Here is a 16,797-nt window from a genome sequence, read left to right on the forward strand (position 1 = left end):
TGGATGGCGCAAGGCCAAATCAGAAAAGCTTTAAGCGGTTATTATTATGTATATGATGGTCAGCAATTAATTCAATGTCGTGGACGTGGAGTATTTCGCAATCGTGGCGAATCTCCACTTGTTGGCGATATCGTAGAGTACACAATCGAAACAGAAGGATCGGATGGAACCATTCAAAAAATTTTGGAACGTCGAAATGAATTGGTGCGTCCGCCAATTGCGAATATCGATCAAGGAATTTTAGTATTTTCCGTAAAGGAGCCTTATTTCAATACCGTTCTATTAGATCGTTTTTTAGTTGTTTTAGAATCATTCCATGTACATCCAATTATTTGTTTAACAAAGATGGATTTACTAGAAAACGATGAGCGGGAGGAATTGCAACGCTATATAGAGGACTATCAACAAATAGGCTATACGGTACTACAAACCTATAAAGATGAAAAAGAGTTAGTGGAGCGACTACAGCCTATTTTAAAGGGAAAAACAACTGTATTAGCAGGACAATCAGGCGTTGGGAAATCAACACTGCTTAACACACTAATTCCTGAATTAAATTTAAAAACAGGCATTATTTCACAAAGCTTAGGGCGAGGTAAACATACAACTCGCCATGTTGAGCTAATTGAGGTTTGCGGTGGTCTATTAGCAGATACACCTGGGTTTAGCTCCTTTGATTTTGATGAAATTGAAAAAGAAGAGCTAGGCTTATGTTTTCCTGAAATGGCTAGCATAGCTGACAATTGTAAATTTAGAGGCTGCCTCCACTTAAAGGAGCCAAAATGTGCAGTGAAAGCAGCAGTAGAAGCGGAAGAAATTCGTGATTACCGCTACAAGCATTATGAACAATTTATGCAAGAAATTATGGATCGAAAGCCGAGGTATTAATGATGATACAAATAGCACCATCAATTTTAGCAGCGAATTTTGCAAAATTAGGAGAAGAAGTAAAAGAAGTAGAGCAGGCAGGGGCAAAGTTACTTCATATTGATGTAATGGACGGTCATTTTGTGCCAAATATTTCTTTTGGCTCTATTGTAGTAGATGCTATTCGACCATTAACGAATTTACCGTTAGATGTCCATTTAATGATCGAAAACCCAGATCAATATATTGAACAGTTTGCGAAGGCTGGTGCAGACTATATTACAGTACATGTAGAGGCATGTCGTCATTTACATCGAACAATTCAATTAATTCGTTCATATGGTGTAAAGGCTGGCGTTGTATTAAATCCACATACACCAATAGAAACGATTCAACATATTTTACAAGATATTGATATGGTATTATTAATGACTGTAAACCCGGGCTTTGGTGGACAAAAGTTTATACATTCTGTTGTACCTAAAATTGAAGCATTGTCAACAATGATTAAAGAGCGAGGCTTGGACATTGCTATTGAAATTGATGGGGGTATTACTGCTGAAACGATTGTGCCATGTGCACAGGCAGGGGCGACGATTTTTGTAGCAGGGTCAGCCATTTATAGTAAAGAAGATCGGACAGCTGCGCTTCAGGAAATTTTAGCGGCTGGTGAGGCTGCGCTGAAAGGATGACAACAGTCGTTGTTTGTGCAGGTGGACCAAAACAAGAGCTTTGCTCATTATCATTTTTTCAACAGCAGCAGGATGTTGTGTTTATCGGTGCAGACCGTGGAGCTTTATATTTAGTGGAGCAGGGAATTATACCTCATGCTATTGTGGGAGATTTTGATTCTTTAACAGCTGAGGAATATCAAGCTGTGATGGCACAAGCAAAGGACCAGCAACGCTTTCAGCAGGAGAAAAATGAAACAGATACAGATTTAGCCTTATTGAAAGCATTGACATATGCACCACAGGAAATTGTGCTAACAGGTGTAACAGGTGGTCGTTTAGATCATTATGAGGCAGCTGTTCGTTCCATGTATCGCTTGCAAAAAGAGTATCCATCTGTTGCGTTGAAAATTGTGAATCATACAAATATGCTGCAATTTTTATTGCCAGGTACACATATAATTGATGCGGATAATCGCTACCGCTATTTGTCTTTTTTTGCATATGAGAAGTCAGTTCAAGAGGTAACATTAAGACAGGTCAAATATGAAACAACAAAAGAAGAAATTTCTCTAGGAACATCTCGATTTACAAGTAATGAAATAATAGGAGCTTCAGGGTCTATATCTTTCTCGCAAGGCATATGTTTAATGATAAGAAGCATAGATTAGCGTAAGGGGGAGAGAGTCCTGAAAGTATATACGTTCCAGCTGCCGAAATTTGTGAGTAGTATTACGCGTACGTGTATAAACCTATTTAAAAAAGATAAGAAAGTAAAAAAATCCGACTGAAGCTAGTCGGATTTTTTTACTGTTGAAGATATAAAAAAAATCGATTTACGCTTAGGGCGAAATCGATTTTTTAGAAGCAGCGATTAAACGCGCTCAACTTTACCTGATTTTAATGCACGAGCAGAAACCCATACACGTTTTGGTTTACCGTCAACTAAGATACGAACTTTTTGAAGGTTAGCACCCCAAGTACGTTTGTTAGCGTTCATAGCGTGGGAACGGTTGTTACCAGTACGAGCTTTACGACCAGTGATTACACATTGTTTTGGCATGTTGTATTCCCTCCTTACTGTTAATGCTGAAAGATTACTATTTCAGTTCGGTATTTCACATACCATAATAATTTAACATACGATGGCGTTCAGTGCAACAGTTTTCACATAACCTTTCAAGAAAAAAACCTTTACAGGCATAAAATTGCGGTGGATCGTTGAGGATATAATCTATCCTTTTCCTCGATAGCCAAGCTTCATGGATACGCGCTTGCCAGTTTCCAGTAACTGCTCTACTAGTGTGTTGATGTAGTCCTGTGAGCTATTAAATGTGACAAAACCGATGCTAACTGCACCAATCACCTCACCGAAACCATCTAAAATCGCAACTGCCACTGAGGAGGTACCTGCTGTTCTTTCTCCATGACTGATTGCATAGCCTTGCTGTCGGATTTGGTCAAGCTGTTGTTCAAATGTAGCAATCTCTTCCTTGGCTACTAATTGTGCGATTATTTCCTTCGATTGAGCGCTAGGCATAGCAGCAAGAATGGCTTTATTGGCAGCGCCAATATGCATAGGTATGCGAATACCTAGCTGGTCATAAATACGAATTGGATTTGCAGCGCTATCTATTCTTTCAATAATAATGGTATCTAAACCAGCTAGCTTACTTAGATAGACACTTTCCTCTACTTGTCTTGCTAACCGCTCTAATTCAGGTCTGATTTTGCTAATATAATCCATCGTATCATAGACCTGCAAGCCTAATTCCATCCATATTGTACCAAGATAATAATGCTTTGTTTGCTCATCCTGTTCAATCATTCCTTGGTGAATCATGGCTTTTAAAATTCTATGTAAGGTACTTAAAGGTAAATCACATTTTGTTGAAAGCTCCGAAATGGACAAACCACTGTGATGTGTTTCTGAAGCTAACACCTTTGCAATTGTCATTGCTCGTTCTAATAATTGCATCTGCCCCACCTCCTCTTGTCTATTCTATTTTTATTCTTATTCTGCGTCTATAAGGTTTTCAGTAGAGTTCTATTGTTTTCTTAAATTAAACGGAAAATAAAAACTTTTCTAAATATATTGACAGTATAGCATAAAACACATATATTTTTTATATAAACTTTCCTCTATACGGAAACGTTTTCCACTACACGGAAAAAGGGGTGAAGGGAATGCATTATTGTTCATCAATGTATGCGCCTTTAAAACATGTCATCGTCAAACATCCAAAAGATGCTTTCCGCAACCAACAGCATCTTAGCGATAAATGGAAAACATTTAACTATTTATCAGAGCCAAATTTTGATAAAGCTTTAACAGAGTATGCTGAATTTATCGCAATTCTTGAAAAGTATGTAGAAAAAATTGATTATTTGCCAGTTTCTGAAGAAGTAGGCTTAGATTCGCTCTATGCACATGATCCTGTGAAGTTTACACCACATGGAGCGATTATTTTAAAATCAGGTAAAACATTAAGACAGCCAGAAGCAACAGTCTATAAGCAATTTTTACAGGAAAAGGGCATTCCCATTGTTGGTGAATTAACAGGAGATGCTGTATCAGATGGTGGCGATATTGTTTGGCTTGATGATCGAACACTTGTTGTTGGTCGCGGTTATCGAACAAATGATGAGGCAATCCGTCAGCTAAAAGAAATAACAGCTAATATGGTAGATGATTTTATTGTTGTACAGCTACCGCATGATTTAGGTGAAGATGAATGTTTACATTTAATGTCCTTTATTAGCATGGTAGACAAGGATTTAGCTGTTGTGCATTCACGCTTAATGCCTGTCTTTTTCCGCCAACTGCTAATAGAGCGAGGAATTCAATTAGTGGAAGTACCAAAAGATGAATATGATGCACTAGGCTGTAATGTCTTGGCACTAGCACCAAGGGTATGCGTGATTCCAGCAGGTAATAATGTGACAAAGCAACAGTTACTTGATGCTGGTGCAACGGTTTTTGAATATAAAGGTGATGAAATTACTGTAAAGGGAACAGGTGGACCAACATGTCTTACTTGTCCAGTAGTCAGAGCATAAAGGAGCAGAGAATATGTTTAAAAATGTTATTGTAAAAAATCCAGGAAACAGCTTTGTAAATGGCTTAACAACAAGTGATTTAGGAAAACCAATTTTAGAAAAATTATTTGAACAGCATGAAAAATATGTAGAGGCTTTAAAAAAATGCGGTGTTGAGGTAACACAGCTACCAGCAAATGAAGCATTTCCCGATTCAACATTTGTAGAGGACACAGCTGTTTTAACACCTGAGTTTGCCATTATTTCAAATCCTGGGGCAGAGGCTCGTAACCGTGAGATTGAGGATATTGAACCAGCTGTAAAGCAGTTTTACGATAAAATTTATTATATTAAAGGTTCTGGCACACTTGATGGTGGAGATGTATTACAGGCTGAAAAGAAATTTTATGTAGGAATTTCAGATCGTACAAATGAGGAGGGCGCACAGCAATTTAAAGAAATTGTGGAACAAGAGGGCTATGAGGCAACGGTTATTCCATTAAAAGAATTTTTCCATTTAAAAACAGGCATTGCCTATGTAGGGCAAAATCGTATGGTAGTGGCTGGTGAGTTTATTGATCATCCTGCATTTGAATCGTATGAGAAAATCATTATTCCAAAAGAGGATGAATACTCAGCAAATTGTATTCAAGTGAATGATTATGTGATTATTCCAGCGGGCTATCCAGCAACAAATCGTAAATTACATGATTTAGGCTATCAAACAATTGAACTAGAGATGTCTGAATTTAGAAAGCATGATGGTGGCTTAAGCTGTTTATCATTACGCTTTTAAATAATTCGAACATTACCCAATCAATTTAACAGCGCAAATTGATTGGGTAATTTCGTTCTTAAAATATCAGAATATTTACATTATATAGAAAGTAGGGATGGATATTGAATAAAGACGATCAATCTCATCATCAATTAAATCGTTCCATGAAGAGCCGTCACCTATTAATGCTTTCACTTGGAGGTGTTATTGGGACAGGGCTATTTTTAAATGTTGGCTATACCATTAATCAGGCAGGTCCAGGAGGCGCTTTGATTGGCTATTTATTTGGTGGCTTAATTTTATTTATGGTTATGAACTGTCTTGGTGAATTAGCAGTATATATGCCTGTTACAGGCTCCTTCCAAACATATGCGACACGTTTTATTAGCCCTTCAGCAGGGTTTTCATTAGGGTGGATGTATTTTGTTGGATCGGCTGCTACAGCGGGCGTTGAATTTACAGCTGCGGGCATCTTAATGCAGCATTGGTTTCCAGATATACCAATTTGGATATGGTGTGCTGTTTTTATGGTGCTATTATTTGTGCTAAATGCTTTAACAACAAAAGGGTTTGCTGAAGCAGAATTTTGGTTTGCAAGCATTAAAGTGATTGCCGTGATTGCTTTTATTATTATTGGCGGTGCAGCAATTTTTGGCTTAATTCCATTAGCTGATCGTCCAACACCACATCTGACAAATTTAGCACCTACTGGCTTATTCCCAGCAGGCATTGCCATTATTTTTGTCACAATGATGAATGTTATTTTTTCTTATCAAGGGTCAGAGCTTGTTGGAATTGCAGCAGGTGAAACGGAAAATCCCGAAAAAAATATTCCACGCGCTATACGGACAATTATTTTTAGAATTATCGTTTTCTATATTGCATCGATTATCGTGCTATCTGCGATTTTCCCAGCATCAGAGCTTGGCTTAATGGAAAGTCCTTTTGTAACGTTAATGAATTTAGCAGGTGTTCCTTATGCAGCAGGTATTATGAACTTTGTTATATTGACAGCGATTTTATCGGTTGGTAATTCATGTCTATACGCATCGACACGTTTATTGTGGTCAATGTCACGAGAGGGTATGGCACCAAAACTATTTGGACGTCTTACGAAAAATAAAGTGCCATTAAATGCATTAATCTTTACGATGCTTTTCTCATTACTATCATTACTAACAAGTGTTATGGAGGCGGATGCAGTATTTGTTTTACTCATGTCTATAGCAGGAATATCCGTTACAATTTCATGGATGGGTATTTGCGCTTCTCAATTAATGTTCCGCTATCGTTATATAAAGTCTGGTGGAGATATGAATGCTTTGAAGTTTAAAACACCACTGTTTCCGTTAATTCCAGTATTTTGTATACTGTTTTGTCTAGTAATTTTAGCGTTTTTAGCATTCGATCCAACACAACGAATTGGCTTGCTATATGGGATTGGCTTCTTTATTGCTTGTATGATTTTCTATCAACTAAAACTAAAAAAGACAGCTATTATTCCAACGGATATAGAAGATAACAATAAAGAATCACTAGATATTCGTTAAAAGAGCGTCATACGAATTGGGTCTAAAGGAGAATTTTTTATGAATAATTATATGTGGGATACACCTGAGAAACTACGAGCACTATTATGTGAAATTGTCAGCTGGGAAAGTAGAACGTTGACTGAGGGTGAAACAGAATTTGCTTACAAATTACAAAGCAAACTATTAACGATTCCATATTTTGAACAACATCCTGAGCTTATTGAATTGCATGATGCAGGTCTTGGTAGAAATGCTGTTACAGCGTTGTATAAGCATCCAACTGCAACTGAAACCGTTGTATTAATCAGTCACTTTGATACAGTGCATACGGAGGAGTATGGTGAACTAGAGCCATTAGCTTGTCAACCAGAAGCGTTAACAAAAAAATTAATGGAGCCTAAATATAAAAAAGATTTACCAGAGGCAGCTAGAATTGATTTAGAATCAGGGAATTATTTATTTGGCCGTGGCACAATGGATATGAAAATGGGACTTGCCTTACATATGCAGCTCATTGAAAAAGCAAGCTTTGAGCAATGGCCGATTAATTTAATTTTAACGGCTGTTCCTGATGAGGAAGTAAACTCTGCGGGGATGCGAGCTGCTGTTGTAGAGCTTGTTCGAATTCGTGAACAGCACGGTTTAACATATAAACTATTTTTAAATAGTGAGCCGTCTTTTTCACAAGGCCCGTCTGACATTAATGAATATATTTATTCAGGAACAATTGGCAAAATTATGCCTGCCGCTTTGTTTTATGGCAAAGAAACGCATGTTGGTGAACCATTGAAGGGGATGACTGCGAACTTTATTGCATCCTATATGACACAGCATATGGAATGGAACCCTCTTTTCCGTGAAACCGATTTAGGAGAGAGCACACCACTGCCAGTATCGTTACAATTAAAAGATTTGAAAATGGAATATTCGACACAAACACCGTATCGTGCGGCTGCTCTTTATAATGTGTTTTTGTTAAAGCGCACAGCCTCAGAGGTGATGGATATTTTTGAACAGGTGGCTGTAGAAGCGATGGCTGCCTGTAACCAACAATACCAACAAATTTGTATGCGAGAACAAGTACAGGGCGTTGGACAAGTAAAAGTATTACGTTATGAGGCACTGCTTGAGCATGCGATTGGCAAATTAGGTGTGGAAGAAGTACATGCTATCAAACAGCAAATCTTGCAGCATCGCACATGGGATGACCGTGAGAAATCAATTCGAATTGTTGATCAATTGATGATTCGCTGTCAGGAGCTAGCACCGGCAACAGTGCTGTTATATGCACCGCCATATTATCCTGCGATTAATGCGTCCAATCATCCACTTGTGATAGAAGCGATTGATTTGATGAAGAAAACAGCACAAACATTTGATATTGAGGTAGAGCAAATTCATTATTTTAACGGTATTTGTGATTTAAGCTATGTCAACTATACAGATGAGTCCAATGAATGGCTCGCATTTGAGCGCAATACACCTGTATGGGGAGATACGTATAGCATTCCATTTAAAGAGATGGCTGCATTACAAGGCCCCGTTTTAAACGTTGGTCCTTTTGGTAAAGACGCCCATCAAAAAACAGAAAGGCTACATGTGGATAGTGCGTTTAAAGAAATGCCTGTGATGCTTGCTACACTTATTAAAAGCTTATTTTAATGGACATAGCTTAAAAGCTGTATGTCATTAAAGAAAAAGACTACAGTGGAATTTTTCATCTCCACTTGAAGCTGATACTTTTTGAAGGTATCAGCTTTTTTAGTTTTTCATTTACAAAAGGTTTGCTATATATTGTTAGAAAACGTTGCTATAAAGGGCTTTCCTCTGCCCTTAGGTTGCTTAAATTGTAACGACAGTGTTACAATATAGTTTAGTCAAAAAGAGCCAAGGAGGCATTTCTATGTCAATTGAATTAAACAATGAATTCGGCCAAATTGATATTGCAACAGATGTACTTGCACAAATTGCTGGTGGTGCTGCTGTAGAATGCTACGGAATTGTTGGCATGGCATCTAAACATCAAATTCGTGATGGTTTAACTGATATTTTACGTAAAGAAAACTTCGCAAAAGGTATTGTAGTTCGACAACAAGACGACGGTTTACATATTGATATGTACATTATTGTGAGTTATGGAACAAAAATTTCAGAAGTTGCTTACCAAGTACAGTCCAAGGTGAAATACACAGTAGATAAAACATTAGGAATGAGCGTTACATCTGTCAATATCTTTGTGCAGGGCGTTCGTGTAGCGAATTAAGAGGAGGAACTAAATCGAATGCAGTCTTTAGACGGTATAAAGTTTGCTGAAATGGTACAAATGGGTGCGCATCACCTCTACCAAAATGCAAATTATGTAGATTCATTAAATGTTTTCCCAGTACCTGATGGTGATACAGGTACAAATATGAATTTATCAATGACATCTGGTGCAAAGGAAACAGAGCTTTTGGCCTCAGAGCATATTGGTAAAACAGCACAAGCCTTATCTAAGGGGCTATTGATGGGTGCGCGTGGAAATTCAGGCGTTATTTTATCTCAATTATTCCGTGGCTTTGGAAAGTTTATTGAAAAAGAAGCAACAATTGATGCGAAAGGCTTGGCAGGAGCCTTCCAAGCAGGTGTTGATACAGCATACAAAGCTGTTATGAAGCCTGTAGAAGGAACGATTTTAACGGTAGCACGTGAAGCGGCTAAAAAAGGTGTAGAGGTGGCAGAAACTGAAACCGATATCATTGCCGTAATGGAAGCCTTTACAGCAGAAGCGAAGGCATCACTTGATCGTACACCTGACTTGCTACCAGTTCTAAAAGAGGTTGGTGTTGTGGATAGTGGCGGTCAGGGCTTACTATTTGTTTATGAAGGGTTTTTAGCTTCCTTAAAAGGCGAGGCTCTTCCTGAGAAAAATGATGCAACACTAGATGATCTAATCAATGCAGAGCATCATCGAGCACAGGATTTTATGAACACGGCAGATATCGAATTTGGCTATTGTACAGAAATAATGGTGCGCTTAGAGGAAGGAAAAGAGCCTTTTGATGAGGAGCAATTCCGTAACGAATTAAATCCTTTAGGTGACTCATTACTCGTTATTTCGGATGAAGAAATTGCTAAAGTGCATATCCACTCTGAGCAACCTGGCTCTGTTTTAACGATCGGACAAAAATATGGCAGTCTTATTAAGATAAAGATTGATAATATGCGCGAGCAGCATTCAGCAATTGTTGGTGATGAGCATAAAGCGCCAGCGCCTGCCAAAAAGGTAGAAAAACATCCATACGCGATTGTAACGATTGCTATGGGCGAGGGTGTAGCAGAATTATTGCGCTCTATCGGTGCTTCCTATGTCATTGAAGGCGGTCAAACAATGAATCCGTCTACAGAAGACATTGTCAAAGCAGTGCAAGAAATTGGTGCAGAAAAAGTATTAATTTTACCGAACAATAAAAATATAGTGATGGCGGCAGAGCAAGCTGTGGAACTTTTAGAAATAGAAGCAGCAGTAGTGCCTACGAAGACGATTCCTCAAGGGATGGCAGCAATTTTAGCGTTTAATCCAGATGCAGCGGTGGAGCTTAACCAGCAAACGATGATAGAAGCATTTGCCAATGTTAAAACAGGTCAAGTAACATACGCTGTACGTGATACATCGATTGATGGAGTCGCCATTCATAAAGGTGACTTTATGGCATTAGCAGAAGGAAAAATTGTGCTATCTACACCGGCATTAAAGGATGCTGCTGAAAAGGTTATTGCCGATTTAGTAGATGAAGACGCAGAAATCGTTACCGTTATTTATGGTGAGGATACAACTGAGCAGGATGCTTCACAATTGGTTGAATGGATTGAAGGACATTATCCAGATGTAGAAGTTGAATTATTTAATGGCAAACAAGCATTGTATCCATATATCATTTCAGTAGAATAATTACATGCAATTTTATTATTGAGAAAGCAGTGCACGAGATGTGTACTGCTTTTGTTTGTGTTAAAAAATTTTTAGATAACGACAGTGATGAATACCTGCGAAATAGGAGCGTACGCCTATAATGGATACAAAATATGGGAATATCAAAAATTTAAATAATTTGTATACTCGGGGTGGACAGGGAGATAAACCATATATAGGTTAATCATGGTAATGATAGTGATTTTCTGAAAGTTGATAAATTAAATGCTTTACTTTTATAGTAAATATCAAGCATTATATAGTTAAAATATATATTCTATAAATAAAGCAGAGGGGTGTTTTTATGAAGTTCACTTCAGTATTTGATATTATTGGACCAGTTATGATTGGGCCTTCCTCCTCTCATACGGCAGGTGCTGCTCGAATTGGGCGTGTTGCACGAGATTTATTTGGAAGACAACCTAAATGGGCAAAAATTCATTTATATGGATCGTTTGCAGAAACGTATAGAGGGCATGGAACAGATGTTGCTATAATTGGTGGTTTGCTAGATTATGATACGTATGATGAACGTATTAAAACAGCGTTTGAAGGTGCGGAAAAGGCAGGATTATCCTTTGAGTTTATTCCAGAGGAGGCGCACAAAGATCATCCAAACACAACGCGTATTGTGATGGGCGATGATGAAGGGGAAATGAGCGTTGAAGGAATTTCGATTGGCGGAGGAAAAATCGAAATTAGCGAGGTCAATGGCTTTAAGCTACGTTTAACAGGTGGTATGCCAGCTATTCTTGTAGTCCACGATGACCGTGCAGGGTGTATTGCAAATGTAGCAAATTGCCTAGCCATGCATAATGTCAATATCGGGCATATGGAAGTGTCACGTATAGAGCGTGGATTAACGGCTCTTATGGTGATTGAAGTTGATCAAAACATTGAGGATAAAGTGCTACAGCAAATTTCACTAATACCATATATTACAAAAGTATCGAAAATTAATAATTAAGGAGGTGCTTCACGATGGACGTATTATTTCATAATGTTCGTGAGCTTGTAGAACGAGCAGAGCAAGAAGAAAAATTAATATCAGAAATTATGATTGAGCAGGAAATATTAATAACGGGCAGAACGCGTGAAGATGTTATTCAGCAAATGGATCGCAACCTTACAGTAATGGAGGAGGCGGTTGAACGTGGCTTACAAGGTGTACAATCTGTTACAGGTTTAACAGGTGGGGATGCTGTGCTGCTACAAAATTATATCGCACAGGGTCATTCACTGTCAGGCGATTTATTATTAGATGCCGTGAGTAAAGCGGTTGCTACAAATGAAGTAAATGCAGCGATGGGTACAATTTGTGCTACACCGACAGCAGGTTCGGCGGGCGTTGTACCGGGAACACTTTTTGCAGTGAAAAATAAGCTTAACCCAACACGTGAGCAAATGATTCGTTATTTATTTACTTCAGGTGCATTTGGCTTTGTTGTGGCAAACAATGCTTCTATTTCAGGTGCAGCTGGTGGCTGTCAGGCTGAGGTTGGTTCAGCCGCTGGGATGGCAGCCGCAGCAATTGTGGAAATGGCAGGAGGTTCACCACAGCAATGTGCTGAAGCCTTTGCGATTACTTTAAAAAATATGCTTGGTCTTGTCTGTGATCCTGTTGCAGGTTTGGTGGAGGTGCCATGTGTCAAACGTAATGCAATGGGCGCTGCTAATTCACTGGTAGCAGCAGATATGGCGCTTGCAGGTGTATCCAGCCGCATTCCATGTGATGAAGTAATTGGTGCAATGTATCGTATTGGACAATCAATGAGTCCGAACCTGAAAGAAACAGCGCGAGGCGGTCTAGCTGCAACTCCAACAGGAAAAGCTATTAGTAAAGCAATTCTTGAAAACGGTGGATTACAAAGTATTAAAGCTATGCAATAAAGCTGATGAAACATGCTATCTTATATAGGTAGCATGTTTTTGTATAATGATACAGGATGGAGCATTTTCAATATGGAGATTACTAATTTACAACATTTAACAGAACAAGCGATAAAGGATAGACGCTATTTGCATCAGTATCCAGAGCTTTCTGGCCAAGAGTATGAAACAAGTCGATTTATTCGAAAAAGATTAGAGCAGCTTGCTATCGAAATTTTAGACTATAATTCTCCTAGTGTTGTAGCAATGATTAATGGTACAAAAGGAACAAAGACCATTGCTTTAAGAGCAGATATTGATGCATTGCCAATCGTAGAAGAGGGTGATAAACCTTATAGCTCTAAGAAGCCAGGTATTGCTCATATGTGTGGTCATGATGGGCATACAGCGATTTTATTGGCAGTGGCAGAGTGGATTACATTAAACAAGGAAAAAATTGAGCCAAATATTATGCTGATTTTCCAATCGGCTGAGGAAATTACACCAAGTGGGGCTGATGCTTTAATTCAACAAGGTGTGCTAGAGAATGTTGATACTATTTTTGGTATCCATTTATGGCAGGGGCTAGAAAAAGGAAAAATAGGCTTAGCACATGGTCCCATGATGGCATCTGTTGATGATTTTAATATTGTTATTCAAGGGTCTGGTGGGCATGGGTCAATGCCACATGAAACCATTGACCCTATTTATATTGCAAGTCATTTAATGCAAGCTTTTCAAGGCATTATTAGCCGAAACATCAATCCAATTGAGGCAGGTGTTATTACAGTAGGCAATATGCAAGCAGGTACAACGTATAATATTATTCCAGATACAGCAAAGCTAAGTGGAACAATTAGAGCATTGACCCCCGAAACTGTCAAAACGATTCAAACAAAAATGGTGAGCTTAACAGAGGGTATTTGTCAGACATTTGGTGCACAGGGGAAAATTGAATTTATTTTAGGTACACCGCCGCTTATCAATGATTCACACCAATCACATATGGTAGCATCAATTGTAGCTGAAAAGTTTGGTGCAGATGTATTTGAACTAGTGCCTCCTGTGATGGGCGGTGAGGATTTTTCTTATTATTTACAGCATCGACCTGGTGCTTTTATTTTTGTTGGGATGGGTGGCGAGAAAAGCCAGTATCCACATCATCATCCAAAATTTGATATAGATGAGGATGTATTCCCTGATGCGATTCGACTCTTTATTGAAATGATTATGCATCATCATTCTTAGTAGGCTTTGAATAGGGAAAGATGCTAGATTTATGATACATTGAATATAGGCTAAGACGGCTACATAGTTAGAAAAAATAATGAAGGGAGTTGTGGAATGAGGTGACTGATGTATATAGTCCCGTCACCGAATTAAAGGGCATCGGGAAAGAAACCGCAGCACATCTTGAGGCACTTGGCATCCATACGATCACCGATTTATTATGGACATTTCCACATCGCCATGAGGATTTTCGTTTAAAAGATTTAGCACAAACGCCACATAATGAACGTGTTACTGTTGAGTGTAAAGTGGAACGTGAGCCAACTGTATTATTTTTAGGGCGCAATAAATCACGGTTACAGGTTACAGTTTTAGCGGGACGTCATTTAGTAAAAGTTGTGTTTTTCAATCAGGGCTACTTAAAGCAAAAGCTTATACCTGGTACTATTATTACAGTAACAGGGAAATGGGATCGTGGCAGACAGGTCATTAATGGGACGTCTATAGTATTTGGTCCTAAGACAGATCAGATGGACTTTGAACCTGTTTATAGTTTGAAAGGGTTAATTCCACAAAAAAGATTTCGTAAGTATATGCGTCAAGTATTAGATGACTTTGGGGCAGAGCTGCCAGATGCTCTTCCACGGCATTTACAAGATGCTTATAAGCTTGTGTCTATGCGTGAGGGCTTAGAGGGCGTGCATTTTCCACTTGATGCTGGGCATGCTAAGCAAGCAAGACGACGCTTTGCCTATGAGGAGCTATTAAACTTCCAACTACGTATTCAAGCATTACGAAAAATGCGTAAAGATAGTGAACACGGGACTGTTATCCAATTCGATGTGCATAAATTACGGGACTTTATTGCTTCATTGCCCTATGAATTAACAAATGCACAAAAGCGTGTGGTCAATGAAATTTGTAAGGATTTAAAGGAGCCACATCGTATGAATCGCTTGCTGCAGGGGGATGTAGGGTCAGGGAAAACCGTAGTAGCAGCAATAGGTCTATATGCTGCAGTAACAGCAGGCTTTCAAGGCGCATTAATGGCTCCTACTGAAATTTTAGCCGAGCAGCATTTAGAAAATTTACTAGAGTGGCTTCAGCCCTTTGGCGTTCGTGTAGCCCTGCTATCAGGGTCAACGAAAACAAAGGAACGACGTACTATTTTAGAGGATTTAGCAAATGGCAATATTGATATTATTATCGGTACACATGCATTGATTCAGCCTGATGTTGTATTTAAAAGGTTAGGCTTTGTTATTACAGATGAGCAGCATCGCTTTGGTGTTGAACAGCGTCGTATATTGCGAGATAAGGGCGAAAATCCAGATGTGCTTTTTATGACCGCTACGCCAATACCAAGAACACTTGCCATTACAGCATTTGGGGAAATGGATGTATCGATGATTGATGAAATGCCAGCAGGACGCAAACAAATTGAAACACATTGGATGAAAAAGGAGCAGTTTGGCTCAGTGATGGCAAAGCTGGAATTAGAGCTAGCAGCAGGACGACAAGCCTATGTGATTTGTCCACTTATTGAAGAATCTGATAAGCTCGATGTTCAAAATGCTGTTGATATTTATGAGCAGCTAGCGACTTATTTAAAGGAACGCTTTTCTGTCGGTTTAATGCATGGACGTTTATCGACAGCTGAAAAAGATATGGTTATGCGTTCTTTTAGTGAAGGTACAATTCAAGTATTAGTTTCGACAACAGTTGTTGAAGTTGGCGTGAATGTACCAAATGCCACCTTTATGATTGTCTATGATGCTGAGCGCTTTGGTTTAGCGCAGTTGCATCAGCTACGTGGGCGTGTAGGACGAGGTGAGCATCAATCGTACTGTATTTTACTCGCTGACCCTAAATCAGATGAGGGCAAAGAGCGGATGCAATCTATGACAGAAACAAATGATGGCTTCCGCCTCGCTGAAAAGGACTTAGAATTAAGAGGTCCGGGCGATTTCTTTGGACGTAAACAAAGCGGCTTGCCAGATTTTAAAGTTGCTGATTTAGTACATGATTATCGTATTTTGGAAACCGCTCGTAAAGATGCAACAGAACTGCTTGAAACAGATGCATTTTGGCATGGTCGCGATTATCAATATTTACGTGAAATGTTAGAGGAAAGTGGCGTTTTACAAGGAGAGCGCTTTGATTAATGTACCTAACTTAGAATGTAAGCACTTGATTGCAAAACAAGTCTTGCATTCTTTTTTTAACCTCTATATACTGATATTAGTACCAAGTGCTAATAACAACTCGAAAGGTGGCGAATGATGTTGAGAAAAACGAAAAAAGAGCGACAGCGACTCCTAACTGAAACAATAGCTGAAAATCCATTCGTCACAGATGAACAGCTAGCAACAAAGTTTCAGGTAAGTGTCCAAACCATTCGCTTAGATCGTATGGAGCTATCAATTCCAGAGCTTCGAGAGCGAATTAAAGATGTTGCTGCTAAAAACTATGAAAATGAAGTAAAATCTCTACCGATTGATGAGGTTATCGGAGAAATTGTTGATATTGAATTAGATCATCGAGCCATATCGATTTTTGATGTAAAGGAAGAGCATGTGTTTCAGCGAAATGGCATTGCACGTGGGCATCATTTATTTGCACAAGCCAATTCCTTAGCGGTGGCTGTTATTAATGATGAGCTAGCGTTAACTGTACATGCCAATGTGACGTTTGTGCAACCTGTTCGTGCTGGAGATCGTGTTATTACAAAGGCGATAGTCATCGACCAAGATGATAAAAAGCATCGTACAAAAGTAGAGCTAACGTCTACCGTTAATGGTGAAACCGTTTTTGTAGGTGAATTTGATATGTACCGTACGAAAGGTAAAGGTGAGTAAT

The 16,797-nt window shown here is 38.8% G+C and carries 17 protein-coding genes; 15 read left to right on the top strand and 2 right to left on the bottom strand.

The features are described from left to right. The first annotated feature begins 3 nt into the window (after window positions 1–3). From rsgA to spoVM, 4 genes are read left to right on the top strand one after another with little or no spacing between them, the layout of a single operon-like run. A complete protein-coding gene (gene rsgA, locus MHB42_RS04815) occupies window positions 4–888 on the top strand; it encodes a ribosome small subunit-dependent GTPase A (protein WP_340804687.1) in 885 nt (294 codons plus the stop codon). 2 nt (window positions 889–890) lie between these two features. Further along, window positions 891–1,559: a ribulose-phosphate 3-epimerase gene (gene rpe, locus MHB42_RS04820; RefSeq protein ID WP_340808531.1), complete on the top strand. Its 669-nt coding sequence runs from the start codon at window positions 891–893 to the stop codon at window positions 1,557–1,559. Continuing rightward, the gene (locus MHB42_RS04825; RefSeq protein ID WP_340804688.1) at window positions 1,556–2,209 is read left to right on the top strand and encodes a thiamine diphosphokinase; all 654 of its coding nucleotides are present in this window, start codon (window positions 1,556–1,558) and stop codon (window positions 2,207–2,209) included. Before rpe ends, MHB42_RS04825 begins: the two co-directional genes overlap by 4 nt. Before the next feature lie 18 nt (window positions 2,210–2,227). After that, window positions 2,228–2,329 (top strand): stage V sporulation protein SpoVM, encoded by a 102-nt coding sequence (spoVM, locus tag MHB42_RS04830; RefSeq protein WP_099805045.1) that lies wholly within the window; start codon window positions 2,228–2,230, stop codon window positions 2,327–2,329. Window positions 2,330–2,412: 83 nt separating this feature from the next. Here spoVM and rpmB read toward each other — a convergent pair whose 3' ends face one another. Further along, window positions 2,413–2,601 carry a 50S ribosomal protein L28 gene (gene rpmB / locus MHB42_RS04835; protein ID WP_340804689.1) on the bottom strand — a complete coding sequence of 63 codons (189 nt, stop codon included), beginning with the start codon at window positions 2,599–2,601 and terminating at the stop codon, window positions 2,413–2,415. Between the two features lie 171 nt (window positions 2,602–2,772). After that, a complete protein-coding gene (locus MHB42_RS04840; RefSeq protein WP_340804690.1) occupies window positions 2,773–3,516 on the bottom strand; it encodes an IclR family transcriptional regulator in 744 nt (247 codons plus the stop codon). 209 nt (window positions 3,517–3,725) lie between these two features. On the opposite strand from MHB42_RS04840, the gene MHB42_RS04845 reads away from it, so the two are divergent. From MHB42_RS04845 to fapR, 11 genes are all read left to right on the top strand, one after another. Beyond that, window positions 3,726–4,598 carry a dimethylarginine dimethylaminohydrolase family protein gene (locus MHB42_RS04845; protein WP_340804691.1) on the top strand — a complete coding sequence of 291 codons (873 nt, stop codon included), beginning with the start codon at window positions 3,726–3,728 and terminating at the stop codon, window positions 4,596–4,598. A 13-nt stretch (window positions 4,599–4,611) separates the two neighbouring features. Further along, the gene (locus MHB42_RS04850) at window positions 4,612–5,373 is read left to right on the top strand and encodes a dimethylarginine dimethylaminohydrolase family protein (RefSeq protein WP_340804692.1); all 762 of its coding nucleotides are present in this window, start codon (window positions 4,612–4,614) and stop codon (window positions 5,371–5,373) included. Between the two features lie 101 nt (window positions 5,374–5,474). After that, window positions 5,475–6,905 carry an amino acid permease gene (locus MHB42_RS04855; RefSeq protein WP_340808532.1) on the top strand — a complete coding sequence of 477 codons (1,431 nt, stop codon included), beginning with the start codon at window positions 5,475–5,477 and terminating at the stop codon, window positions 6,903–6,905. Window positions 6,906–6,944: 39 nt separating this feature from the next. Next, on the top strand, window positions 6,945–8,549 hold the full coding sequence (locus MHB42_RS04860) for a M20/M25/M40 family metallo-hydrolase (RefSeq protein WP_340804693.1): 1,605 nt from the start codon (window positions 6,945–6,947) through the stop codon (window positions 8,547–8,549). Window positions 8,550–8,790: 241 nt separating this feature from the next. Further along, on the top strand, window positions 8,791–9,150 hold the full coding sequence (locus MHB42_RS04865) for an Asp23/Gls24 family envelope stress response protein (RefSeq protein WP_340804695.1): 360 nt from the start codon (window positions 8,791–8,793) through the stop codon (window positions 9,148–9,150). Between the two features lie 18 nt (window positions 9,151–9,168). Further along, entirely contained in the window at window positions 9,169–10,818 is a 1,650-nt protein-coding gene (locus tag MHB42_RS04870; RefSeq protein ID WP_340804696.1) for a DAK2 domain-containing protein, read from the top strand. 325 nt (window positions 10,819–11,143) lie between these two features. Then, window positions 11,144–11,806, top strand: coding sequence for an L-serine ammonia-lyase, iron-sulfur-dependent subunit beta (sdaAB, locus tag MHB42_RS04875; RefSeq protein WP_340804697.1), 663 nt, complete (start codon window positions 11,144–11,146; stop codon window positions 11,804–11,806). A 14-nt stretch (window positions 11,807–11,820) separates the two neighbouring features. After that, window positions 11,821–12,729 carry an L-serine ammonia-lyase, iron-sulfur-dependent, subunit alpha gene (sdaAA, locus tag MHB42_RS04880; RefSeq protein WP_340804699.1) on the top strand — a complete coding sequence of 303 codons (909 nt, stop codon included), beginning with the start codon at window positions 11,821–11,823 and terminating at the stop codon, window positions 12,727–12,729. A 72-nt stretch (window positions 12,730–12,801) separates the two neighbouring features. Then, window positions 12,802–13,956 (top strand): M20 metallopeptidase family protein, encoded by a 1,155-nt coding sequence (locus tag MHB42_RS04885; RefSeq protein WP_340804700.1) that lies wholly within the window; start codon window positions 12,802–12,804, stop codon window positions 13,954–13,956. A gap of 101 nt (window positions 13,957–14,057) precedes the next feature. Further along, on the top strand, window positions 14,058–16,103 hold the full coding sequence (gene recG / locus MHB42_RS04890) for an ATP-dependent DNA helicase RecG (protein WP_340804702.1): 2,046 nt from the start codon (window positions 14,058–14,060) through the stop codon (window positions 16,101–16,103). A 120-nt stretch (window positions 16,104–16,223) separates the two neighbouring features. Further along, a complete protein-coding gene (gene fapR, locus MHB42_RS04895; protein WP_340808533.1) occupies window positions 16,224–16,796 on the top strand; it encodes a transcription factor FapR in 573 nt (190 codons plus the stop codon). Window position 16,797: the final 1 nt, after the last annotated feature.

It is taken from the genome of Lysinibacillus sp. FSL K6-0232 (genome assembly GCF_038008325.1).
Taxonomy (GTDB): Bacteria; Bacillota; Bacilli; order Bacillales_A; family Planococcaceae; genus Lysinibacillus.